The 22147-nt window shown below is 64.4% G+C and carries 21 protein-coding genes; 13 read left to right on the top strand and 8 right to left on the bottom strand.

Annotated elements, in window-relative coordinates; translation table 11 throughout:
* Positions 1-40: 40 nt before the first annotated feature.
* Positions 41-991, top strand: a complete 951-nt coding sequence (locus JLC71_RS10490; protein WP_200915366.1) for a hypothetical protein — start codon at positions 41-43, stop codon at positions 989-991.
* A gap of 90 nt (positions 992-1081) precedes the next feature.
* Here JLC71_RS10490 and JLC71_RS10485 read toward each other — a convergent pair whose 3' ends face one another.
* From JLC71_RS10485 to JLC71_RS10460, 6 genes are all read right to left on the bottom strand, one after another.
* The gene (locus JLC71_RS10485; protein WP_200915365.1) at positions 1082-1957 is read right to left on the bottom strand and encodes a M48 family metalloprotease; all 876 of its coding nucleotides are present in this window, start codon (positions 1955-1957) and stop codon (positions 1082-1084) included.
* A complete protein-coding gene (locus tag JLC71_RS10480; protein WP_200915364.1) occupies positions 1957-2490 on the bottom strand; it encodes an SH3 domain-containing protein in 534 nt (177 codons plus the stop codon). The genes JLC71_RS10485 and JLC71_RS10480 overlap by 1 nt, the downstream gene beginning before the upstream one ends.
* Positions 2487-4295: a CHASE2 domain-containing protein gene (locus JLC71_RS10475; RefSeq protein WP_200915363.1), complete on the bottom strand. Its 1809-nt coding sequence runs from the start codon at positions 4293-4295 to the stop codon at positions 2487-2489. Before JLC71_RS10475 ends, JLC71_RS10480 begins: the two co-directional genes overlap by 4 nt.
* 59 nt (positions 4296-4354) lie before the next feature.
* Positions 4355-4534, bottom strand: coding sequence for a hypothetical protein (locus JLC71_RS10470; RefSeq protein ID WP_200915362.1), 180 nt, complete (start codon positions 4532-4534; stop codon positions 4355-4357).
* Positions 4535-4731: 197 nt separating this feature from the next.
* Complete coding sequence (locus tag JLC71_RS10465) at positions 4732-5463, bottom strand: YebC/PmpR family DNA-binding transcriptional regulator (RefSeq protein WP_200915361.1); 732 nt, start codon at positions 5461-5463, stop codon at positions 4732-4734.
* A gap of 90 nt (positions 5464-5553) precedes the next feature.
* Positions 5554-6372 (bottom strand): hypothetical protein, encoded by an 819-nt coding sequence (locus JLC71_RS10460; protein ID WP_200915360.1) that lies wholly within the window; start codon positions 6370-6372, stop codon positions 5554-5556.
* Positions 6373-6557: 185 nt separating this feature from the next.
* Here JLC71_RS10460 and JLC71_RS10455 point away from each other — a divergent pair, with 185 nt between their 5' ends.
* From JLC71_RS10455 to JLC71_RS10445, 3 genes are read left to right on the top strand one after another with little or no spacing between them, the layout of a single operon-like run.
* Entirely contained in the window at positions 6558-8072 is a 1515-nt protein-coding gene (locus tag JLC71_RS10455) for a sensor domain-containing diguanylate cyclase (RefSeq protein ID WP_200915359.1), read from the top strand.
* Positions 8066-9613, top strand: coding sequence for a sensor domain-containing diguanylate cyclase (locus JLC71_RS10450; protein ID WP_200915358.1), 1548 nt, complete (start codon positions 8066-8068; stop codon positions 9611-9613). The genes JLC71_RS10455 and JLC71_RS10450 overlap by 7 nt, the downstream gene beginning before the upstream one ends.
* Positions 9614-9627: 14 nt before the next feature.
* Entirely contained in the window at positions 9628-11193 is a 1566-nt protein-coding gene (locus JLC71_RS10445; RefSeq protein ID WP_200915357.1) for a sensor domain-containing diguanylate cyclase, read from the top strand.
* On the opposite strand, the gene ubiA is transcribed toward JLC71_RS10445, so the two are convergent.
* Complete coding sequence (ubiA, locus tag JLC71_RS10440) at positions 11178-12044, bottom strand: 4-hydroxybenzoate octaprenyltransferase (protein ID WP_200915356.1); 867 nt, start codon at positions 12042-12044, stop codon at positions 11178-11180. The two genes, JLC71_RS10445 and ubiA, sit on opposite strands and share 16 nt — an antisense overlap.
* Positions 12041-12610, bottom strand: coding sequence for a chorismate--pyruvate lyase family protein (locus JLC71_RS10435; RefSeq protein WP_200915355.1), 570 nt, complete (start codon positions 12608-12610; stop codon positions 12041-12043). The genes ubiA and JLC71_RS10435 overlap by 4 nt, the downstream gene beginning before the upstream one ends.
* Before the next feature lie 112 nt (positions 12611-12722).
* Between JLC71_RS10435 and JLC71_RS10430 the strand changes: the two genes are divergently transcribed.
* The 9 genes from JLC71_RS10430 to bioH all read left to right on the top strand — a co-directional run bounded on the left by JLC71_RS10430 (position 12723) and on the right by bioH (position 21928).
* The gene (locus JLC71_RS10430) at positions 12723-13439 is read left to right on the top strand and encodes an AzlC family ABC transporter permease (RefSeq protein ID WP_236250861.1); all 717 of its coding nucleotides are present in this window, start codon (positions 12723-12725) and stop codon (positions 13437-13439) included.
* Positions 13436-13768, top strand: coding sequence for an AzlD domain-containing protein (locus JLC71_RS10425; RefSeq protein ID WP_200915354.1), 333 nt, complete (start codon positions 13436-13438; stop codon positions 13766-13768). Before JLC71_RS10430 ends, JLC71_RS10425 begins: the two co-directional genes overlap by 4 nt.
* Positions 13769-13972: 204 nt before the next feature.
* Positions 13973-14938: an ABC transporter substrate-binding protein gene (locus JLC71_RS10420; protein ID WP_200915353.1), complete on the top strand. Its 966-nt coding sequence runs from the start codon at positions 13973-13975 to the stop codon at positions 14936-14938.
* A gap of 9 nt (positions 14939-14947) precedes the next feature.
* The gene (locus JLC71_RS10415) at positions 14948-15763 is read left to right on the top strand and encodes an ABC transporter permease (protein ID WP_200915352.1); all 816 of its coding nucleotides are present in this window, start codon (positions 14948-14950) and stop codon (positions 15761-15763) included.
* Positions 15764-15882: 119 nt separating this feature from the next.
* On the top strand, positions 15883-16677 hold the full coding sequence (locus JLC71_RS10410; RefSeq protein WP_200915351.1) for an ABC transporter ATP-binding protein: 795 nt from the start codon (positions 15883-15885) through the stop codon (positions 16675-16677).
* Positions 16677-18506, top strand: a complete 1830-nt coding sequence (locus JLC71_RS10405) for a sensor histidine kinase (RefSeq protein WP_236251044.1) — start codon at positions 16677-16679, stop codon at positions 18504-18506. The genes JLC71_RS10410 and JLC71_RS10405 overlap by 1 nt, the downstream gene beginning before the upstream one ends.
* Before the next feature lie 153 nt (positions 18507-18659).
* The gene (locus JLC71_RS10400) at positions 18660-19973 is read left to right on the top strand and encodes a sigma-54-dependent transcriptional regulator (protein WP_200915349.1); all 1314 of its coding nucleotides are present in this window, start codon (positions 18660-18662) and stop codon (positions 19971-19973) included.
* 39 nt (positions 19974-20012) lie between these two features.
* On the top strand, positions 20013-21164 hold the full coding sequence (bioF, locus tag JLC71_RS10395) for an 8-amino-7-oxononanoate synthase (RefSeq protein WP_200915348.1): 1152 nt from the start codon (positions 20013-20015) through the stop codon (positions 21162-21164).
* Positions 21161-21928 (top strand): pimeloyl-ACP methyl ester esterase BioH, encoded by a 768-nt coding sequence (gene bioH / locus JLC71_RS10390; protein WP_200915347.1) that lies wholly within the window; start codon positions 21161-21163, stop codon positions 21926-21928. The genes bioF and bioH overlap by 4 nt, the downstream gene beginning before the upstream one ends.
* The last annotated feature ends 219 nt before the right edge of the window (positions 21929-22147 follow it).

Here is a 22147-nt window from a genome sequence, read left to right as displayed (position 1 = left end):
ATTGGCCGGATGCCACCGACTCCGCCGGAGCAGGAGGCCAATGGTTTTGGCATTATTTCGTAAGCATGACGACCGAATAAGATTCAGAAATGCGACAAATACACCAAAGCAAGCGCCACTGGATTCGCTGACGGCGCCAGTTTCATGCAAAATTAGTCATGTTTTTGTAAGTAAATATATAAACATAGACAGAACAATGAAAAAACAAATCTCCGCACTCTCCATCGCTTTTTTCGGCGCGGCCATGGCGGCGCAGGCAGTCGAACGCGAAGGCGTTTACATCGATCTCACTGAAAACATCCAGACCAGGGATAGCGAGGCATACAACACGCAATTGGGCGTCGGCTACAAGTTCGTCGACGAAAACGGCGTTTTTGATGTCCGTGGCAGCGGCCTGTACCAGAAGGGTTATGGCGACAACAGCGATGACTACGATCACGGCTCCGCTTTTGCAGTGGAAGGTTTGTACAAATCGCCGCTGCTTGCGAAGGCCATTCGCGTGCTGGCCGGGGCCAAGTGGCAAACCGGCAAGGACGAATATGCGGGCAGCAGCTTTGATGGCGTCGGGCTGGACAGCAGTTTTGCGGGCGATATCAGCACCAGCGGCTATACGCTGTTTGGTGGCGCGCAGTTCGATCTGAATCCGTCGCTGCGATTGCAGGCGCTGGTCAGCTGGGGCAGGAGCAAGGCGACCTATGACAAGAGCTTGATCGCCGGTCCGAGTGCGGATTTCCTCTTCAGCGATGATCCGGACGGCGATACCAAGACCACCGGGCTGTCGTTCCGGCTCGAATACGATCTCACGACCAACTGGACCATTACCGCCGCGGCGGGTTTCTACCGCACCAGCTACGACCGTATCGAGGCTGACCTGACACCGATGGCGGCAGCGATGATATTCGGCGATCCCGGCGCCACCCGCGTCTGGATGGAAGGCGGGGACGACATCAAGTACAACGAGTACTCGATCGGCGCGCGTTACCAGTTCTGATCTCTTGGCAGCGCACGCAAAAAAACCGGCCTTGCCGGTTTTTTTGCGTTAGCGTTGGCGCGGTGCTGAGGCTGGAGCGCGCGCGTGGCATCAGCGGCCGATCGCGGCGCGGAACCTCGGCGTATTCTCGACCCCGCCGGCGTACTTCTCCAGCTTGCTGCCGACATTGCGGTCGATGTAGTCGAGCCGTGCCTGCGGGCTGGGGTGGGTGCTGAACATCAGTTGCACGCTGCCGTCGGCCGGGTTGATCTCGCCCAGTGTCTGCAATACCGATACCAGCGCATACGGGTTGTAGCCGGCGCGGGCGGCCAGCACCATGCCGGTGACGTCGGCTTCGAACTCGTCGTCCTTGTCCAGCCCGCGCACGTAGACCTCGGACACACCCGAGAGCACATTGGCGCCGAGCTGGCGGCGCGCGTCGTCGGTCTTGTATTGCGCCACGCCTTGCAGCGCATTGGCGACGGCCTCGCGGCCCTTGCCCGATTGCGCCGCTCGCGTCACATGGTGGCGCAGTACGTGGGTGATTTCGTGGCCGAGCACACCGGCCAGCTCGGATTCGTTGCGCAAGCGATCCATCAGCCCGCGGGTGATCAGCACCACGCCGCCGGGGGTGGCGAAGCTGTTGACGTTGGGGCTGTCGATGACGCCGAAGCGCCAGTCGAGATTCGGTGCCTCGCTCTGGCTGGCGACCCAGCGGCCGACCTGGTTCACATAGCTCTGCAGCCCGGCGTTGTTGACCAGTGGCGCGGCGCCAAGCAGGTTGGCGGCCATGCCGTCACCAAGGGTTTTTTCTTCCTTCGGCCCGATGGTGCGATTGGCGTCGATGGTGTTCTGCACCGCGCCGACAACCGAATTGACGAGGTCGGGATTTTCGATCGCCTTGCCGAGAAGGTCGGACAGGCTCGATGCCAGCGCCGGTTGGGCAAGCGCGGCGGCGAGCAAGGCGGCAATCAGACTGGTTTTCATCACGGGCCCCTCCGGCGGTTTTGCGGATCGTTGCCGTTGCCGTTGTCGGACGTTGTCGCGCGCGACACCACATAGGGCACGCTGCGTGGCTTCAGGCCGTTGGCCGTGGCGCTATTGGTCGCGCTCTGGCGGGTGGCGTCGTAGCCGTCGAGCTTCTTCAGTTCGCCGTAGTTCGGCTTGGCGTTGCGGATCTGCTCGCTCGACAGCCCCTTGACGCCGGTGGTCACCGTGGTGCCGGACGAACCGGTCGCGAGCACGCTGCCGATCGAGCCGATGCCTCCGCCGCCGCCCTTGCCGCTGCCGGTGCGCACGTTCAGGAGCTTGATCCAGCCGCTCTGGCCATTGGATTTCACCTGCATCCACGCTCCCTGACGCGCGACGATATCGACGCGGGCGCCGGTGGCGAGCTTGCCGCTGCTGGCGGCGTCGGTGAACGGTTTTTGCTTCAGTTCGCTGGCGCGAACCAGCGTGCCGCTTTCGGCCCAGGCGAGATTCGCCAGGCCCAGGAGCAGTATGATCAGAAACGATTTCATCGTTCCTCCTTGGGTTCGTATAACTGCACCGCCTCGGCCCGCCCTTTGACGTTGTGCAGGCCGCGATCGATAAATTGAAATACATTGCCGCAGGCCTCAACCGTGGCCTGCGAGACCAGAATGCGAGCGATGCCCTTGGTTTGACCCTCGATCCGGCTGGCAAGGTTCACCATATCGCCGATCACCGTGTAATCGAGCCGATCGTCGGCACCGATAAAGCCGACCACGGCGCGGCCGGTGTGGATGCCGATGCCGATATCGAAGTCGATATGCGCCAGGGCCAGCTCGGCGCGGAACAGCTCAAGTTCACGCGACATTTCCAGTGCCGCGGCAACCGCGTGGCGGGCATGATCGGCGTCGTCGACCGGCGCGCCCCAGAACGCCATGATCGCGTCGCCGATGAATTTATCAAGCGTTCCGCCGTGACGGAAGATAACGGCGACCTGGCGTGAAAAATAACGGTTTATCAAGGCAACTATCTCTTCGGGCGGCCGCGTTTCCGAGAGTGCGGTAAAGCCGCGAATATCCGAAAACAGCACCGTCACCTCGCGCGCGGCCGGCGCGCTGTTGAGGGCGCCGCCGGCGACCAGCTGGCCGACGACGCGCGGATCAAGAAAGCGGCCGAACAGTCTGACCGTGGCCTCGCGGCGGGCGCGTTCCTTCATATAGGCCGTCAGCGCCGCCAGCCAGTAGTAGACCCAGCCCCAGATCAGCGGCATCGCCAGCGGCAGGAAATACAGCCGCAACAACCCAGCCCACATCGCGGCGATGCCGCCAAGCGAAACCAGCGCCATCGCCGCGCCCAGCCACAGGCTGTTGACGCCGAGTGCAAAGCCGATTGCCAGCAGCGCGGCAATCGCGATGGCCAGTGCGGCGAACCACGGGCGCGGCGGTTCGCGCAGCCAGTCGCCGTGCTGCAGGTTATCGATCGCGGTGGCGAGGATCTCGACGCCGGGCCAGGTTTTCGACAGCGGCGTCGGCCGCAGATCCATCAAGCCCGGTGCGGCGGTGCCGATCAGTACGATCTTGCCGGTGAATTCGTTTGCGGGGCGCTGGGGCTTTTCGCGCCCGGCATCCAGATACACATCGGCGTAGCTGACCGTCGCATGGCGCGGGGTCCAGTTCAGCCGCATGCGTGCCTCGGGCGGGGCGGGCCAGTGGAAGTCGCGTGCCAGCGCCGCCGGCAGCGACGGAACGCGCCAGCCATCGCGCTCGGCGTAGCGCAGGTAGTGACGGCCGATGCCGTCGCCATCGTGATTGAAATTGATCAGCCCGCCACGCCAGCTTGCCGGATCAAGGATCAGCGGCAGCAGCAGCGGGGCACGCGCGTCGGCCTGGGCGGCCGAGGTTTTGATCAGGCCGAGCGATGCCGGCAAGTCGGCCAGCCTGGCGCCGCTGCCATCGCCAAGCAGCACCGTCGGCACATACACGTTCGGCGTGGAGGCAATGGTGTCGCGCAACAGCGCATCGCTGTCGGCGCGGAAGGTATCCATCTCGTTGAACAGCAGATCGAAAATAATCGCTTTCGGCTGTTGTGCCGCGATCGCGGTGATCAGCTCGGCGTGAATCGCCCGTGGCCATGGCCAGCTGCCGGCTTCGGCGTTCAGCAATTCGAGGCTTTTCTGATCGATATTAACCAGCACGATGTCGGGCGATGGCGTGCGTTGGGTGACGCTCGCCCGCGTCAGCGCATCGCCGGCCACCGCATCGATACGCTCGAATAGCGCCCAGCGATAATCGGCACCGATCAGCAGCGCGACGGCGACAAGCAGGATGAGGTAGGCGTAACGGCTGATCTGTTTCATGGGCAGGACCGGATGGCTCGTTCACAGCATGGCGGTCGGCGGGAGGAGAGACAAGCGCTTTACGCGCCACCGCCCGTCGGCGCTAGCCGCTGCATCAGGCTGTGCCGGACGCCGGGCCAGTCTAGATAGGTGATCGCAAACAGCACGCTGTCGCGGATATGGCCGGTCCAGATTTCCCGGTCGCGCTGCAGCAGGCCTTTACGTACCGCGCCGAGCTTGGCAATGGCGTGTTCGAGCATTAGCAGTTTCGATTCGGCGTTGACCCGCGTCGAACGTACCGACGGGTGCAGAAAGGTGCCGCCGATTTCGACGCCACTTGTGCCGGCTTGAAGTCGAGAAAGCTGCTGGTGCCGACGATCCGCCTGCTGGCGGGATAGTTAGGGGGCACAACAAAAAAGGGCCAATGAGGCCCTTTTCTGTCGTGCTTGCTGCGGACCTATTCTTCTTCGTCCATCAGTGCGGTGGTGTACACCTCCTGCACGTCGTCAAGGCTTTCCAGCGCGTCGATCAGTTTTTGCATCTTGATGATTTCTTCGCTGGTCAGTTCGGTATCCGACAGCGGCTTCATCGATACATCGCTGACTTCGGCCTTGAAGCCGGCGGCTTCCAGCGTTTCCTTGATGCCGATGAATTCGTACGGCGGGGTGATCACTTCGATCGAGCCGTCGTCGTTGGTGATGACGTCTTCGGCGCCGGCTTCGAGTGCGGCTTCCATCAGCGCGTCTTCATCGGTGCCCGGGGCGTAGATCAGATAGCCGCAGTGCTTGAACTGAAAGCTCACGCAGCCGTCGGTGCCCATATTGCCGCCGTATTTGCTGAAGGCGTGGCGCACGTCGGCGACGGTACGGGTCTTGTTGTCGGTGAGGCAGTCGACCATCACCGCGGCGCCGGCGATGCCGTAGCCTTCGTAACGCGTTTCAACATAGTCGACGCCTTCGAGCGTGCCGGTGCCGCGCTTGATCGCGCTCTCGATATTGTCCTTGGGCATCGATTCGCCCTTGGCCTTGTCCATCGCCAGACGCAGGCGCGGGTTCATGGCCGGGTCGCCGCCGCCCATTTTGGCCGCGACGGTGATTTCCTTGATCAACCGGGTGAAGACCTGGCCGCGCTTGGCGTCCTGACGGCCTTTACGGTGCTGAATATTCGCCCACTTGCTATGGCCGGCCATGATCTGTCTTCCTGCAGTATTGATTTGAATGGGCGCGATTTTATCACAGCGTTTTTCGGCGCCGCATTGCGCGCAAGCAGTTTCGTGCGCCTAGAAGCGATGTGCGAGCGCGCCGAGTGCGTACAGCAGCAGCGTGCAGCCTGCCGCGACCAGCGCGGCGCGACGGCCATCCAGCCTGGCGATCAGGCCGCAACTGGCCAGCGCGGCGGCAAGCAGGCCCCACGGCGCGGGCAACAGGCTGATCAGCAGCGCGGCCGGCAAGGTGCCCGCCAGCCAGCCGGCGGCGCACAAGCGTCCCAGCTGCCAGCGGGAGGGCGGTGGTGGCGCAAGCGCAGGCAGCGCCTGCAACAGCGCCGGCCAAGCGAGGTCGGGATCGGTGCGCAGTCCGGCAACCAGGCCGAGTGCGTGTTGCGGCGAACTGCCGCTGGCCAGCAGCAGCCCGGTCAGCCCGGTGCATTCTTCCGGGCCGGGCAGATCGGGGGCGGTCGGGGCCGGTATTGCCGGAATCCGCCATGGCGCGACCAGGAGGCCCAACAGCAGGATCAGCCAGGCGGCAAAGCTCTGGCTGGCCGGCAGCAGCCCCAGGCCGGCGAGCAGCGCCGGCGTGACCGCGACGTAGAGTGCGCCACCTGCGGCCTTGTCCCTGACCGCCGCCCATGCCGGATCCAGTGTGCTGGCGTACAGACCCACGCCGGGAAGCGCGCTACGCTTGAGCCAGGGCCAGGTCCATGCCGGACCGAGCTTGTCGAGGATGCGGCTTGCCCGGTTGCCCGGTGAATTTGCTTGCGTTGCGGCGATTTCCAGCCAGTACCATTGCCTGGGCGTGCCGGCCTCGAGGTCGGACAAGGTGTTGGCCAGAGCGTTGAAATTGTCGATATGCAGGGCGAAGGAAGGCGGGAAGGCGGGCATGCGGTTATTTTACGGTTTGGGCGAGGAAATCGGCCGACGCGGCGGCTGGCAAAGTGTCCGACAATAACGGAAATGAGGACGGGCCGGCGATCACGCTACAGGCAAGATACGGGCGTCAGATGGGAGCTGATTTGAAGGGCATCAAAGGCAAAATTCTGGCTAAGCCGCTAGAAACCGGCTTGGTCTTGTTTTTGATTCTGGGTGTTATCTGGCTCGCGCTCGCCGAGCGGTGGAGTCGCGCCATCGTGGCCGACGAAGTCGTGGTGATGGTGCGGCAGCTGGCCAAGAGCAAAACGATCGAGCTGCGGCACGTGGCGAACCGCTACGACCGCCGCCTGGCAATGCTCAAGGCGGTGCCGCGTATTGTTGCCGAATTGGGCGATGTGCGCAGCATGCTGATCGACCCTGCGTCATCGTCGCAGGCCTACAGCAACACCGACCGGCTGCTGGCGACGCTGGCGCAGAATGTTCCGGTCGACCGGATTCTGATCTACGACCGCGATGGCGAGGTGCTGCTCTCGAACGATATGAATGACCGGGACCATCTGCTTGGCAGGATGATTCCGCAGGGTCCGGCTTTCGACGCGGCCTTGCTGGGTGGCAACGGCGTCCATTACAGCTTCGGCTCGCTGACCGGCGTGGCCGGGGTGTTTTTTTCTGCACCAATCCGCTACGGCGACATGGTGCTCGGCGTGGCCATGGCCAAGGTGAATGTCGATACGCTGAACCGGGAAATCGTCGATCGCGATCTGATCCTGGTCGATTCCTATGGTGTCGTGGTGATGGCCAGCAACCCGGATTTCCGCCTGACCGCGTTCCCGGGCGGCGAGGTCGAACGGATGGCGCCGGCGCTGCGTGAGCGGATCTATCGGCAGCAATCATTCAAACCGCTGATTTTCCAGCCGGTCGCCGATGGCCTGCCCGACAATGTGGTCACGGTGCAGGGGAACCCGATCCCTTACCTTTATCTGCCGGGGCCAGCGCCGACGGATAACAAACTGCAGATCCACATGCTGTTGCCGCTGCCGCAACTGACGCACCTGGACGAGCGCAGGGGCGTGGTGTTCTGGCCCATGCTCAGCGCCGGCTTGCTGGCGCTGACGCTGGGGCTGCTGCTGCTGATCTATCTGGTGCGTACCCGCTTGCTCAATAAGCAGATCGCGCAGGCCAACCGCGAACTGCGCCGCCAGGCCGACACCGACTTCCTCACCGGCGTGGCCAATCGTCGCAAGTTCGAGCGTCGGCTGGCCAATGAGTTGGTGCGCGCGCGGCGTTACGATCAAAACCTGACCGTGGCGATGATCGACATCGACTTCTTCAAGCGCGTCAACGATGTCCACGGCCATCAGGCCGGTGATGCCGCACTGATTTATCTGGCGGATACGGTGACACTGGCGATCCGCGAAACCGATCTGTTTGGCCGGCTCGGTGGCGAAGAATTCGGCCTCTTGCTGCCGCAGACCGATGCATCGGCTGCCTTGCTGCTGCTGGAGCGCTTGCGAGCAACGATTGCAGCCGGCTCGTTTGTTTACGATGCCGCGACGATCGCGCTGACGGTCAGCATCGGTTACGCCGGCGCCGATCCGCACGAGAGCGCCGAGGCGTTGCTGGGGCGCGCCGATGAGGCCTTGTATGCGGCCAAGCAGGGTGGGCGTAACCGGGTCTGTGCGGCAAATGACAAGGTTGACGACGCATGCTGAACCAGTTGAAACAGCGCATCCGCACCCAGCCGCTGAAGGTGGGCTGTTTGTTGTTCGCGCTGCTTTCGCTGTTCTGGCTGCCCACCGCCTGGTGGATGAGCGGGCTGGTGGTGAATGCCGAGGCCGAACGCTTTCTGGTATTGCTGCAGGCCCGGCGCGTGGCCGAACTGGATCGGGTGAGCCGCAACCTCGGGAGCCGTCTTGAGTACCTCAAGGGCTCGCCGGAGATCGTCGCCAATACGCTGGAGATACGCCGCGCGCTGGCAGCTCCCGATGCCGGTTTGATCGGCGACGCAAACCGTTATCTGAATATTTTTGCCAGCAACTCGCTCGCCGACAAACTCTGGGTGCTGGATACCGGCGGGCGCATCCTGATGGCGAACGATGCCGGCGAGCGTGGTTCCTTGCTGGGGGCACAACTGCCGGCACGGTTTTATTTTTCCGAAGCGATCAACGGCCGGCGCGCCATGCAGTTCAGTTACGGCATGCGCACAGGCATTCCCGGGTTTTATTTCTCCGCGCCGGTTCTCTCCGGTAAAAAAGTGATCGGCGTTGTGGTGCTCAAGGTGGAAGTCGGCACGCTGGACAAGGTCATTGATACCCCGGACCTGCTGTTGTCCGACGCCGATGGCGTGATCGTCCTGGCACGTGATCCCGAGCAACGCTTGCGCACCTTGCCGAAGGCGAAAGCCGCCACCTTTACGCCGCAGCAGCTGAAGTACCTGTACGACCGCCCGGTGCTGGCGCCGATGTCGCTGACGCCGACCGAAAAACCGATCCCCCCGGGGCTGTTTCATCTCGATGGCAGCGCAACACCATATTTATTGCTGACTCGCGACGATCCGCAGATGAACGGCCTGCGCGTGCATATCCTGATGGCGATCCGTTCGTTTGAAAATCTGCCCGAGCGACTGCTTTTTTACTTCTGGTTGATCGGCGGCTGCGGTCTGGCGCTGGCGGCGCTGGCGCTGATGGTGGCGCTTTATCTGCTGCGAACCCGCTTGCTGAGCCGGCAGCTGGCCTTGGCCAATCGCGAATTGCGCCAGCAGGCCGAGACCGATTTCCTCACTGGTTGCGCCAACCGGCGCAAATTCGATCGGGTGCTGGTTGGCGAGCTGGCGCGCAGCCAGCGCTATGGCAATCCGCTGACGCTGGCGTTGATCGATATCGACCATTTCAAGCGCATCAACGACGATCACGGCCACCCGGCCGGGGATGCGGCGCTGGTACATCTGGTCGACACGGTGAAGGCCGGCATCCGCGAGGCCGACCTGTTCGGCCGGGTCGGCGGTGAGGAGTTCGGGCTGCTGTTGCCGCAGACGCCCGCCAGCGGTGCAGCACTGCTGCTCGACCGCTTGCGTCAGCACATCGAACAGCGCGCGCTGCAAACCGACGGCGGCGCCGTCGCGTTCACGATCAGCATCGGCTACGCTGTTGCGAGAGCCGGGGACGACGCTGACAGTCTGCGTGCGCGCGCCGATGCGGCGCTGTATGTCGCCAAGCAGGGCGGTCGAAACCGGGTATGTATGGAGCACGAATGATGCAGGGGTGGGAGATGTTGAAGCGCGGTCATCCGCAGCGCCCTTTCGCTGTGGCTGCGGCCATCCTGATCCTGCTGCTGCTGGCGTGGCTGCCGGTGGCGTGGTGGCTGAGCACCGTGGCGGTGCGTACCGAAGCCAGAAACAGCGTCGACGACATCCGGGCTCGCCGGATGGAGATGCTGAGGCTGCAGACGGCGAGCTTTGCCGAGCACTGGCGTTCGCTGAGGAACGCGCCGGAGATCGTCGCTAACACGCCGGTCGTCCTCCGGGCGCTGGCGATGCCGGCTCAGACTCACGTCAACGAGGCCAACCAATACCTCGGCATGCTGGCCGAACGGGCCGCGGGCGACGCGATCTGGGTGACCGACCCCCAAGGCCGGGTTGTGCTGGCCAGCGATGCGTCAGCACCGGGTAGCTTGTTCGGGAGAACGCTGAAGGATCATGATTTCTTCCTGAAGACGCTTGACGATCGCGGCGGTCTCACCTTCGGTTATGGCATGTACACCGACCAGCCCGGATTCTATTTTTCGGCGCCGATCCGGGTCGGCGACTTCATCGTCGGCGTCGCCACCGTCAAGGCGCGTCTCGATGCGCTGGATGCGCGCTTTGGCGATCCGTTCCTGCTGATCTCGGATCATCTCGGCGTGATCGTCGTGAGCAAGGCGCGCGAGTTGCTCTGGCACACGCTGCCCGGGGCAGGCATCGACAAGGTGAGCCCGTCCGCCCGGGCGGTACGCTACGGGTCGACGCCGCTGCGGCCCGCCGAGCTGTCGCCGGCCAATTCGCCGCTGCTGCCTGCAGGCCTGTATCGCAAAGGGAAAGACGATCGGTCTTACCTGTTCCTGAGCCAGTCTGATGCCAGTCTTGATCGGCTCACCATGCACATGCTGGTGCCCTTGCCCGAGCTGAACCGCTTGCCCGCACAGCAGCGGCTCTATTTCGGGCTGATCGGCGGCAGTGGTGCACTGCTGCTGGCGCTCGCCGTCGTGCTGTCGACCTATTTGCGCCACGTGAAGCGGCTGGGGCGGCAGATCGCAAGCGCCAACCGCGAGCTGCAGCGTCAGGCCGATAGCGACTTTCTCACCGGCTGCGCCAACCGGCGCAAGTTCGAGCGGGTGCTCGGCGTCGAGCTGGCTCGCAGCCACCGCTACGGCAACCCGCTGACCGTCGCGATCATCGACATCGACTTCTTCAAGCGCATCAACGACAGCTATGGCCATCCGGTCGGCGATGCCGGGCTCGTACATCTGGTCGAGACCATCTCGGCGACGATCCGCGATGTCGATCTGCTCGGGCGGACCGGCGGCGAGGAGTTCGCGCTGATGCTGCCGCAAACGGCGGTGGCCGGTGCCGAACAGTTGCTCGAGCGGCTGCGGGCGATGTTCGAGCAGGGCCACTTCACCGCCGACGGCAAGGAAGTCCGCTTCACAGTCAGCATTGGCTACACGATGGCGAGTGGGAGCGATGACGTCGAGTCGCTGCTCAAGCGCGCCGACGAGGCCTTGTACGCGGCCAAGCAGGGCGGGCGCAACCGGATCTGTCTGGCCGCGGCACCGGCCGTGACTCAAGCGAGCGCGTAGTCGAGCACCAGCCCGGCGAAGATTGCCGCGCCGATGCGGTTATTGGCGAGAAAGGCGACAAAGCACGCTTGCGGTTCGCGCTGGCGGATGCGCGGGTACTGGTCGAACAGGACCAGCAGCGTTGCGGCCAACAGCCCGGCGAAGTACCAGCGGCCACGACCGGCATCGAGCCCGACGGCGAGCATGATCGCCAGAAACGCGAAGTGGCAGGCCATGACGATGGCGACGTCGAAGCGGCCGAAGGTGATCGCCGAGGTCTTGATGCCGATCTTCAGGTCGTCGGGCCGATCGCACATCGCGTAGGCGGTATCGTAGGCCACGGCCCAGAACACATTGGCGAGCAACAGCCACCATGCCGCGGCCGGCACCGCACCGGTCAGCGCTGCGTACGCCATCGGGATGCCGAAGCCGAAGGCCACGCCCAGATAGGCTTGCGGTACGGCGAAGAAACGCTTGGTGTACGGATAACTGCCGGCCAGAAACGCAGCCGGTATCGCCAGCAGCAGCGCCAGCCGGTTCAGTGGCAGCGCGATCAGCAGCGCTGCCAGCGTCATTCCGGCGGCGAGCAGCAAGGCCTCCTTGCCGCTGACCTTGCCGCTGGTGAGCGGCCGGTTTTTGGTGCGGGTGACGTGCTTGTCGAAATCGCGGTCGGCGTAGTCATTGATCACGCAACCGCTTGATCGCATCAGCACCGTGCCGACGACGAAAATCGCCACGATGGTCCAGTCGGGCCGACCGGCGCCGGCGAACCACAGCCCCCACAAGGTGGGCCACATCAGCAGCAGGATACCGATCGGTTTATCGAGCCGGGAGAGGCGCAGGTAGAGCGAGAGTTTGCTGTCTGGATTCATCGGTCTGGGTATTGCCGGGCGGTTGGGGCGGCGGGCGCTGAAAACGCCGGCGGCAGGAAAACTTCGGTCACGAGCAGACGATCATGACCGGCGAAGAACAGCGAGCGCCGTGCCCACAGCCGCGCGGGCAAGTCGGCGACGTGCTGCGCCGCCTTGCGCCAGAGCGGATGGCGGGCGTCAATCTGCCGCCATGCCAGCGGCGAACGACGTATCGTCGGCGTTGCGAACAGAAACGAGCCGAGCGAAGCATTGCCGAGCCGGCCAATGGGCCGGAAGCCGCCGCGCAACGCCGCGGGCTGCAGCACGCTGTGCGCAAACACCAAGGGCGTTTCGCCGCTCAGCAACAGCACCTCGCGCGCTTCGGCCCGCGTGGTTCGGCGCGCCAGCGCGATCGGGCGTTGTTCGTCGGCGTGGGCGCGGCTCGAGGTCTGCACGCAGACCCGAACCGAGAAGTCCGGGAAGTGGGCGATCAGTCGGGCGGTGAGCGAGCCGCGCTCGGTCAGCCACGGGCGCAGGGCGCGGGGCGATGAGCAGAGCGGCGTATGCCAGGAGGCGGAGCGGGGCATGCGCGCATTATGCCACGCCACTTCGGCGCCGATTCCGGGCCGTCAGCTGTTATGGTCGTTTCATCCGCCGACTGTGACGGCGCCGGCTGCAGGGCTCGAATATCATCGAACGATGAATTCAGTTCCTCATGCAGCCAGCCGCGTCGACGGTTTCCTGGCCGGTAGCCGCGACACCCTGGCCATGGTCGTCGGCATCGTCCCCTTCGGCTTGATTTTCGGCACGCTCGCCGGCCCGGCCGGCTTATCGCCGTGGGCGACGCTGGCGATGTCGCTATTTGTTTACGCCGGCTCGGCGCAGTTCATCGCCGTGACCCTGCTCGCCGCCGGCGCCAGCCTGCCGGTGATTGTCGCGACGACGCTGATCGTCAATCTGCGCCACGCCCTCTACAGCGCGACCCTGCTGCCGTATGTGAGCGACATGCCCAGGCGCTGGCGTGCGCTGCTGGCCTTCCTGCTCACCGACGAAGCCTTTGCCGTGCTCTACAACCGCTTCAGCAGCGCCAAGGGCGGGGTCGATCGCCGCCGCTATTATCTTGGCGCCGCGTTGACGCTGTATGCGGCATGGGTCGGGTCGACCGGTATCGGCGTGGTGCTTGGCAATGTGATTCCGGGCATCCAGCACTGGGGACTGGAATTCGCGATGGTCGCCAGCTTTGTCGGCATCGTCGTGCCGCAGCTGAAAAACAGCGCACAGATCGGCGTGGCGCTGACCGCCGGCGTGGTCGCGCTGCTGGCGCACGGCCTGCCTTACCAGCTCGGACTGATGGTCGCGGCGCTGGTCGCGGTGGCCGTCGGCGTCGCGCTCGAAGGCAAGGGAGCCAAGGCATGAGCGCGGTGATCTTGCTGGTCGGCATGGCCGTGGTCACCTACGCGCTGCGCGCCTGTTTCTGGTTCGGTGCCGGCGACGGCCTGCCGGCCTGGCTCAAGCGGGCGCTGCATTACGTGCCGGTGGCGGTGCTGACGGCGATCATCGTGCCGACGGTGCTGCTCAGGGACGGCGCTTTCCATATCGACATCCATAACGCCCAGCTGGCGGGTTCGCTGGCGACCGGGCTAATCGTCTGGCGTTTCAATCATCTGCTCGCCGGCATCGGCGGCGGCTTGCTGGTGTTCGTGCTGTGGCGGCTGTTCAGCGTGGCGGTTTTCGGCACGCCCTGAGGCCGGATATTCCGTAGTTTCGCCAATACCACTACCGGCCCGGATGCAAGTCCCGGCCGGTTTTCTTTTTGGCTTCAAGGCATTGCGATGTAGTGAATGCAGTGCCGGGCGCCTGGCAAGCAAATTGCATATAAAGGTCTGCGATCACCGGCCGCCACGGCCGGATTTACGTAGTTACCCATATCCAATTACGGAGTCGAGCCCATGAAACTGCTTCCCCTGCTGCTGTGCCTGCCGTTTGCCGCATCCGCCTACGCCGCCGATGACGACGTGATCCGCCTCGGCAACCTCAAGTTCGCCCATTACGGCGCGGTCTCGTACATCAAGGAAATCGCGCCCAAGTGCGGCATCAAGGTGCAGGAACGGATGTTCGCCAAGGGGCTCGACATCATGCCGGCGATCATCGCCGGTGAAATCGACGTTGCCGCTAGCGCCGCCGACGCGGCGATTGCCGGTCGTGCCGGCGGCGTCCCGGTGTACGCGGTGGCCGGCTTCGCCAAGGGCGGCGCGCGCATCGTGGTGCAGCCGGGCTCGCCGATCAAGAGCATGGCCGATTTCAAGGGCAAGAAGGTCGGCGTCGCCCGTGGTGGCGCGCAGGAGCTGCTGTTGCTGGCCGAGCTCGCCAAGGTCAACCTGACGTGGTCGGAGAAGCCGGGCAAGGATGTCTTGATCGTTTACCTGCCATTCGCCGACCTGAACCAGGCGCTGATGCAAAAGCAGATCGACGCGATGGGGCAATCCGAGCCGCAGGCGTCGCAGGCGATCAACAAGGGTTTCGGCGTCGAGCTGCTCAAGCCCTACGACACGCCGATGGGCGAGCCGATCCGCACGCTGGTGATGACCGAGAAGCTGTACAGCAGCAACCGGCCGCTGGCGGAGAAGTTCATGCGCTGTTTCGTCCAGGCCACCAAGGCCTTTATGGATGATCCGAAGCTGGCCGAAAACTACGTGCGCAACAATATGTTCAAGGGCCAGATCACCGCCGACGACTACCAGGACGCGATCGCCAATTCGCCGTTCTATTACAACCTCAGCACCGAGCACATGCAGATCACCACCGATTTCATGGCCAAGTATGGCGTCGGCAAGATGGTCAAGCCACCGGTTGCCAAGGAGTGGGTCAAGCTCGATCTGCTCGATCAGGCCAAAGTCGCGCTGAAAGTGAAGTAAGGGGACGGCATGAATACATTGCATAAAACGGCGCGCGGTATCTGGGTGCCGCTCCTGGTGGTCGCGCTGTGGCAGGGCGCGGCGATGGCCGGCTGGCTCAACCCGCAGATCCTGCCCTCGCCGTGGCAGGTGCTGGTGCGCTGGTATGCCTATCTGATGCCGCTGGAGGCGCACGATCCGGCGCAGATGTCCAAGCTGGCGTGGCTGTTTTCGGGCGAGCTGATTCACGACGCGCTCGGCAGCCTGTACCGGGTGGTGGTCGGCTTCGTGATTGGCGCGGTGCTGGCCTTGCCGCTGGGCCTCTTGATGGGGGCGAGCCAGCGCGTCTACGGCTGGTTCAATCCGCTGATGCAGGTACTGCGGCCGATTCCGCCGATCGCCTATATCCCGCTCTCGATCCTGTGGTTCGGCCTCGGCAACGCCCCGGCGATCTTCCTGATCGCCATCGGCGCCTTCTTCCCGGTGCTGATGAACACCATCGCCGGCGTCCGTCACGTCGATTCGATCTACCTGCGTGCGGCGCGCAACCTTGGCGCCGGGCAATGGACGATGTTCACCAAGGTGATCCTGCCGGCGGCGACGCCGTACATTCTTTCGGGCGCGCGGATCGGCGTCGGCACGGCCTTCATCGTCGTCATCGTTTCGGAAATGATCGCGGTCAACAACGGCCTCGGCTTCCGGATTCTGGAGGCGCGCGAGTACTTCTGGTCCGACAAGATCATCGCCGGCATGTTCTCCATCGGCCTCTTGGGGCTGGCGATCGATACGGCGATGAATGCGCTGAACAACCATCTGCTGCGCTGGCACCGCGGTCTGGAACATTGATTCCCGTGTGCATTCGGCCGATGGCGTTGTCGTCGGCGCTTGCCGTACCACTTGTACTGTCTGCACCCCGTCTTCGCGCCTTCGGCCGGATTCGCGCGGGAATAACAAAGGTTTGAATCATGACGACACAAATCAAGATCGAGCACGTCAACAAGGTGTTCAAGACGTCGGGCGACGATGTGGTCGCGCTGCGCGACATCAATCTCGAGATCCCGGAGGGCCAGTTCGTCTGCCTGCTCGGGCCGTCGGGCTGCGGCAAGTCGACGCTGCTCAACGCCGTGGCCGGGTTTTCGCACCCGAGCAGCGGCACGATCAGCGTTGACGGCCAGATCGTCACCGACACCGGGCCGGAACGCGGCATGGTGTTTCAGGAGTACGCATTGTTCCCGTGGATGACCGTGGCGCAGAACATTGCCTTCGGCCTCAAGATCAAACGCAGCGAGCCGGCGGTGATCGACGCCAAGGTGGCCGAGCTGCTGGCGATGCTCAAGCTCACCGAGTTCCGCGATCGTTATCCGAAGGATCTCTCCGGCGGCATGCGCCAGCGCGTGGCGATTGCGCGTATTCTGGCGCTCGACTCGCCCATCATGCTGATGGACGAACCGTTCGGCGCGCTTGATGCGCTGACGCGACGCAGCCTGCAGGACGAGTTGCTGAAAATCTGGGCTGCATATAAAAAGACCATCCTGTTCGTCACCCACAGCATCGAGGAGTCGATTTATCTCGCCGACCGCATCATCGTGCTTACCTACCGCCCCGGCACCGTCAAACGCGACGTGCTGGTCGATATTCCGCGCCCGCGCGATCCAAGCGCGGCAGCGTTCAACGCGCTCAAGCGCGAACTGGCGGAACTGGTGATGGAAGAACAGCAACGACATCAAAGCGCCGAATTGCTCGGCCTGACCGCCGATTGATGTTGCGGCCGGCGCGCGTTCTGGTTTCGCTGGCGGTGCTGTGCGCCGCGCTCGGCCTGCTGTGGCTGGTCGCGGCGTGGAGCGAGCGTAGCGAGACCGAGCGCGTACGCGATGCCGGCCGGCATCGGCTCGATGTCTACGCCGGCAGCTTGCGCAACGCGGTCGATCGTTACGCCTATCTGCCCTTCCTGCTGTCGACCCATCCCGATCTGGCCGCCTTGCTGCGCGCGCCGGGCGATGCGGCGCTGATCGACAAGGTCAATCGCTATCTGGTGGTGAACAACCGCAGCGCGCAAGCGTCGGTGCTGTACCTGCTGGATGCGCAGGGCAAGGCGATCGCCGCCAGCAACTGGGATACGCCGCAGAGCTATGTCGGCAACAACTACGCGTTCCGGCCGTATTACCTGCAGGCGCGCGAAGGCCATGCCGGGCGTTTTTACGGTGTCGGTTTTACCACGCGCCTGCCGGGTTACTTTCTTTCCTATCCGGTGCAGGATGGCAACAAGGTGATCGGCGTCGTCGTCGCCAAGGTCAGCCTCGACGCGCTCGAGCGTAACTGGCGCGACGGGGGCGAACACATGCTGGTGGCCGACCGCCACGGCGTGACCTTCCTCTCGACCGACGCCGGCTGGAAATGGCACAGCCTGACGCCGCTGCCGGACGAAACGCTGCGTTACATCGCCGATACGCACCAGTACGGGCGCACCAGCTTTCCGCCGCTGGGGCTGACGCAGCGCTCGCGCATCGACGCCGACACCGAGCGCGCCAGCCTGCGTACCGCGCAGCGCAGCAGCGAGGTGCTGTTGCAAACCAAGGCGCTGCCCGATCTCGATTGGCAGATCATCCTGCTGAGCGATCTGGCACCGGTGCAGCGTGTGGTGCGCAACAGCGTGATCGGCAGCGGGCTCGGTCTGCTGGCGCTGTTGTCGTGGCTGCTGTTCTGGCGCCAGCGCCGGCGGCGCATCCGCGACAATCTGCTCGCCAGCGCCGCGCTGAAGCAGGCGCACGACGAACTCGAACACAAGGTGGCCGAGCGCACCCGCGATCTGGTCGATACCAATGTCAAACTGCAACGCGAGATCGCCGAGCGCACCCGCTCGGAAACCAATCTGCGCGCCGCACAGAACGAGCTGATCCAGGCCGGCAAGCTGGCGGTGCTCGGACAAATGGCCGCCGGGGTGACGCACGAGCTGAACCAGCCGTTGACGGCGATGCGTTCGCTGGCCGAGAACGCACGCCAGCTCCTCGATCGCGGCAATGACGACGAAGTGCGCCGCAACCTCGGCTTTATCGCCCAACTGACCGAACGGATGGGCAAGATCACCGGCCAGTTGCGCTCGTTCGCGCGCAAGAGCGACGGCAAGGTCGAACCGGTGCTGGTGCATGCGGCGATCACCCATGCCCTGCTGCTGCTCGAACAGCGTGTGCGCCAGCAGCAGGTGCGGCTGGAGATCCATCAGGGCGATCAGGACTTGCGCGTCTCGGGCAATCTGGTGCGGCTGGAACAGGTGCTGATCAATTTGTTGCGCAACGCGCTCGACGCGGTGCAAACGTCGCGGCAACCGGCGATAAGCGTCGATGTGTGCCAGTTGGGCGATCTGGTCAGGATCACCATCGCCGACAACGGCCCGGGCATAGCCGAGGCGCAGCTGCCGGTGATCTTCGACCCGTTCTTTACCACCAAGTCCGACAGCGAAGGCCTGGGCCTCGGCTTGGCGATTTCGCTGTCCATCGTCCGCGATTTCGGCGGCCGCCTCACCGCCGGTAACCGGCCCGAAGGCGGCGCATATTTCGAGGTCGAGCTGTCGGCCGTCGCCTGGAAGCCTTGAGAAGTTGTTGAGGATTTGTCGCGAGCGGCGCTCAGCGGGGTGACGAGCAGCACAGGCGCCGGAGTTGACATTGGGTCAATGAGGACGCCGAGCAGCGCATGAGCGCCGATCAGCGGTGCGCAGCAAAATCATCACAGCTTCTGAGGATTGGCCATGAAAGTGCTGTTTATCGACGACGAGGAAATGATCCGCCACGCCAGCTGCCAGACGCTGAACCTGGCGGGGTTCAATGTGGAAGGACTGGCCGACGCCGAATCGGCGCTGCCGCTGCTGCAGGCCAACTTCCCCGGCGTGATCGTGTGCGATGTGCGCCTGCCCGGCATCGACGGCCTGCAATTTTTGGCGCGCAGCGTGGCGCAGGATCCGGAACTGCCGGTGGTGCTGGTCACTGGGCACGGCGATGTGGCGATGGCGGTGCAGGCGATGCGCGCCGGTGCGTACGACTTCATCGAAAAGCCGTTCTCGTCCGAGCAATTGATCGAAGTGGTGCGGCGGGCGATCGAAAAACGCACGCTGGTGCTGGAAAACCGCCAGCTGCGCCGCGAGCTGCAACGCCGCAGCGGTATCGAGGCGACGCTGCTCGGCAAGGGGCCGAGCATCGAACAACTGCGGCGACGGATCACCGACCTCGCTTCGACCGATGCCGACGTGCTGGTGTTCGGCGAAACCGGCACCGGCAAGGAGCTGGTCGCGCGCTGCCTGCACCGTTACAGCGATCGCGCCGACAAGCCCTTTGTCGCGCTCAATTGCGGCGCCTTGCCCGAACAGCTGTTCGAGAGCGAAATCTTCGGCCATGAGGCCGGCGCGTTCACCGGCGCGGCCAAACGGCGCATCGGCAAGATCGAATACGCCAGCGGCGGCACGCTGTTTCTCGACGAAATCGAGAGCATGCCGCTGGCGCTGCAAGTGAAGCTGCTGCGGGTGCTGCAGGAACGCGAGCTGGAGCGCGTTGGCGGCAACGAGGTGATTCCGGTCGATTGCCGCATCGTCACCGCGACCAAGTGCGATCTCAAGCAGCTGAGCGAGCAGGGCAAGTTCCGCCTCGATCTGTATTACCGGCTCAATGTGGTGACCTTGAACCTGTCGCCGCTGCGCGAGCGCTGCGAGGATATTCCGCTGCTGTTCGAGCATTTCGTGCTGCAGGCGGCGCTGCGCTATCACCGGCCGGCGCCGATCGTCTCGCAGGGCCGGGTGCGCGAGCTGATGCTGCACGGCTGGGATGGCAATGTGCGCGAGCTGCGCAACGTCGCCGACCGCTTCGTGCTCGGCCTGCTCGACGATGCGCCGGCGAGCGAAGTGCCGCTCGATCTGCCGGCGCTGGTCGAACGTTTCGAGCGCAATCTGATCGACGACGCGATGCAGCGCGCCGGCGGCCAGGTCAGCGCCGCCAGCGTCTCGCTCGGCATGCCGCGCAAGACGCTGTATGACAAGATCAAGCGCTATGGCCTGGGTCGCGACAGCGAGTAGCGCGTTACAATCGCCGGCTCACTCTTCGCCGTAGCCGCCATGCCTTTCACCGCTCTCGCCGCCGATCTCGACGCCCGTCGCGCCACGCACCTGTACCGGCAGCGCCGCATCGTGCAGGGGCCGCAAGGTGCGCAGATCGACGTCGATGGTCGGCGGCTGGCCAACTTCTGCAGCAACGACTACCTCGGCCTTGCCAACCATCCCGACATCGTCGCCGCGGCACAAGCGGGAGCGGCGCGCTGGGGCGTCGGCAGCGGTGCATCGCATCTGGTCTGCGGTCATACCGCCGCGCACGAGGCGATGGAAACGCGGCTGGCGGCCTTCGTCGGCAAGCCGGCGGCGCTGTCGCTGGCGACCGGCTATATGGCCAATCTCGCCGCCGTCACCGCGCTCGTTGGCCGTGGCGACGCGATCTTTGCCGACAAGCTCAACCACGCTTCGCTGAACGACGCGTGCCAATTGTCGAATGCCGCATTCAAGCGCTTTGCCCATAACGATCTCGAACAGCTCGAACGTCTGCTGGCGACCACCGACGCCCGACGCCGGCTGATCGTCGTCGACGCGGTCTTCAGCATGGACGGCGATTGCGCGCCGCTGGCCGAGATCATCCGGCTGGCCGAGCGCTACGATGCTTGGGTCTATGCCGACGATGCGCACGGTTTCGGCGTACTCGGCGAGGGCCGCGGCAGCGCGGTCGGCATCGATTCGCCACGGCTGATTTATATGGCGACGCTCGGCAAGGCCGCCGGCGTGGCCGGTGCCTTCATTGCGGCCGAGCCGGTGGTGATCGACTACCTGGTCAACACGGCCCGGCCCTACATCTACACCACCGCCGCGCCGGCGCTGCTGGCCGAAGCGGTGCTGGTCAGTGTCGATCTGATCGAACGCGAGGGCTGGCGCCGCGAGCGGCTGAACGAACATATCGCAACCCTGCGTGCTGCGCTGGTGTCGACGCCGGCACAACTATTGCCATCACACACGCCGATCCAGCCGCTGCTCGTCGCCGACAGCGCCGTGGCCCTGGCGCTGGCCGACGGACTGCGCGACGCCGGCCACTGGGTCGCGGCGATCCGGCCGCCGACGGTGCCGACGCCACGGCTGCGCATCTGCCTTTCCGCTGCACACATGGCCGCCGACGTTGCCAAGCTAGGCGCCGATCTGGCCGGTTTACTCAATGGGCACGTGAAATGAATCTGTACTTCGATACGCTCGGACGCGGCGACGACGTCGTCTGGCTGCACGGCTGGGCAATGAACGGCGCCGTCTGGCGCGATAGCGTCAGCGGGCTGGTCGATGAGGCTTGCCACCATCTGGTCGACCTGCCCGGCCATGGCCGCAGCGGGACCGACGAGGCATTGTCGCTGGCGATGATGGTCGATGCGCTCGACGCGGCATTTCCGTATCCGGTGCACGTGGTCGGCTGGAGTCTGGGCGGCGCGGTCGCGGCGGCATGGGCGGCAAGGTCGCCCGACAAGCTGCGCTCGCTGACCTTGGTCGCATCCAGCCCCTGCTTCATGCAGCGCCCCGACTGGCGCAGTGCGATGCCGGAAAAGACGCTGGCGCAGTTTGCCGCCAGCCTGCAGGACGACTGGCGCGGGACGCTCAAGCGCTTTATCAGCCTGCAGGCGATGGGCGACGACGCGGCGCGCGCGGTTGCCCGGCGTCTGGGGGACGAGCTGTTCGAGCATGGCGAACCGGGTCTGGCGGCACTGAGCGAGGGCTTGGCGATCCTGCGCGACACCGATCTGCGCGCCGACATCGGCCGCCTGACGCTACCGGTGCTGCTGCAATTCGGCGACCGCGATACGCTGACGCCGCTACCGGCCGGCGCCTGGCTGGCGCAAGCGCTGCCGCAGGCCGAACTGATCGTCCATCGCAGCGCGGCGCATGTGCCCTTCATCTCGCATCGCGACGCATTCGTTTCGGCGCAGCGGCGGTTTCTGGCTTCGATTTAAATGTGATCGTTGCGCGGAGACGCGGTTGGCTGAGCGTTCGAATCCATCGTAGTGGGCGAGCGAGCCAGTTCGTTTTCGCCCGATGGGACGAACATCGTCGGCGTCTGATGAAGGCGTGCGCGACTAACAAAATCCAGCGCAGCGGTGCTGGCAAGGCGTGCGAAGCGCAGACAGTACAAACGAGTACGGCAAGCGAGCACAACGCAGCCAGCAGGATTT

It is taken from the genome of Jeongeupia sp. HS-3 (assembly GCF_015140455.1).
In the GTDB taxonomy this organism is placed as follows: Bacteria; Pseudomonadota; Gammaproteobacteria; order Burkholderiales; family Chitinibacteraceae; genus Jeongeupia.
This window is presented reverse-complemented; position numbering and strand designations above follow the sequence as displayed.

Bases quoted from the DNA above. Each gene is read 5' to 3' on its own strand.
- JLC71_RS10490 (WP_200915366.1), top strand. From the start codon at position 41: ATGGTTTTGGCATTATTTCGTAAGCATGACGACCGAATAAGATTCAGA.
- JLC71_RS10485 (WP_200915365.1), bottom strand. From the start codon at position 1,957: ATGAAAACCAGTCTGATTGCCGCCTTGCTCGCCGCCGCGCTTGCCCAA.
- JLC71_RS10480 (WP_200915364.1), bottom strand. From the start codon at position 2,490: ATGAAATCGTTTCTGATCATACTGCTCCTGGGCCTGGCGAATCTCGCC.
- JLC71_RS10475 (WP_200915363.1), bottom strand. From the start codon at position 4,295: ATGAAACAGATCAGCCGTTACGCCTACCTCATCCTGCTTGTCGCCGTC.
- JLC71_RS10470 (WP_200915362.1), bottom strand. From the start codon at position 4,534: ATGCTCGAACACGCCATTGCCAAGCTCGGCGCGGTACGTAAAGGCCTG.
- JLC71_RS10465 (WP_200915361.1), bottom strand. From the start codon at position 5,463: ATGGCCGGCCATAGCAAGTGGGCGAATATTCAGCACCGTAAAGGCCGT.
- JLC71_RS10460 (WP_200915360.1), bottom strand. From the start codon at position 6,372: ATGCCCGCCTTCCCGCCTTCCTTCGCCCTGCATATCGACAATTTCAAC.
- JLC71_RS10450 (WP_200915358.1), top strand. From the start codon at position 8,066: ATGCTGAACCAGTTGAAACAGCGCATCCGCACCCAGCCGCTGAAGGTG.
- JLC71_RS10445 (WP_200915357.1), top strand. From the start codon at position 9,628: ATGTTGAAGCGCGGTCATCCGCAGCGCCCTTTCGCTGTGGCTGCGGCC.
- ubiA (WP_200915356.1), bottom strand. From the start codon at position 12,044: ATGAATCCAGACAGCAAACTCTCGCTCTACCTGCGCCTCTCCCGGCTC.
- JLC71_RS10435 (WP_200915355.1), bottom strand. From the start codon at position 12,610: ATGCCCCGCTCCGCCTCCTGGCATACGCCGCTCTGCTCATCGCCCCGC.
- JLC71_RS10430 (WP_236250861.1), top strand. From the start codon at position 12,723: ATGAATTCAGTTCCTCATGCAGCCAGCCGCGTCGACGGTTTCCTGGCC.
- JLC71_RS10425 (WP_200915354.1), top strand. From the start codon at position 13,436: ATGAGCGCGGTGATCTTGCTGGTCGGCATGGCCGTGGTCACCTACGCG.
- JLC71_RS10420 (WP_200915353.1), top strand. From the start codon at position 13,973: ATGAAACTGCTTCCCCTGCTGCTGTGCCTGCCGTTTGCCGCATCCGCC.
- JLC71_RS10415 (WP_200915352.1), top strand. From the start codon at position 14,948: ATGAATACATTGCATAAAACGGCGCGCGGTATCTGGGTGCCGCTCCTG.
- JLC71_RS10410 (WP_200915351.1), top strand. From the start codon at position 15,883: ATGACGACACAAATCAAGATCGAGCACGTCAACAAGGTGTTCAAGACG.
- JLC71_RS10405 (WP_236251044.1), top strand. From the start codon at position 16,677: ATGTTGCGGCCGGCGCGCGTTCTGGTTTCGCTGGCGGTGCTGTGCGCC.
- JLC71_RS10400 (WP_200915349.1), top strand. From the start codon at position 18,660: ATGAAAGTGCTGTTTATCGACGACGAGGAAATGATCCGCCACGCCAGC.
- bioF (WP_200915348.1), top strand. From the start codon at position 20,013: ATGCCTTTCACCGCTCTCGCCGCCGATCTCGACGCCCGTCGCGCCACG.
- bioH (WP_200915347.1), top strand. From the start codon at position 21,161: ATGAATCTGTACTTCGATACGCTCGGACGCGGCGACGACGTCGTCTGG.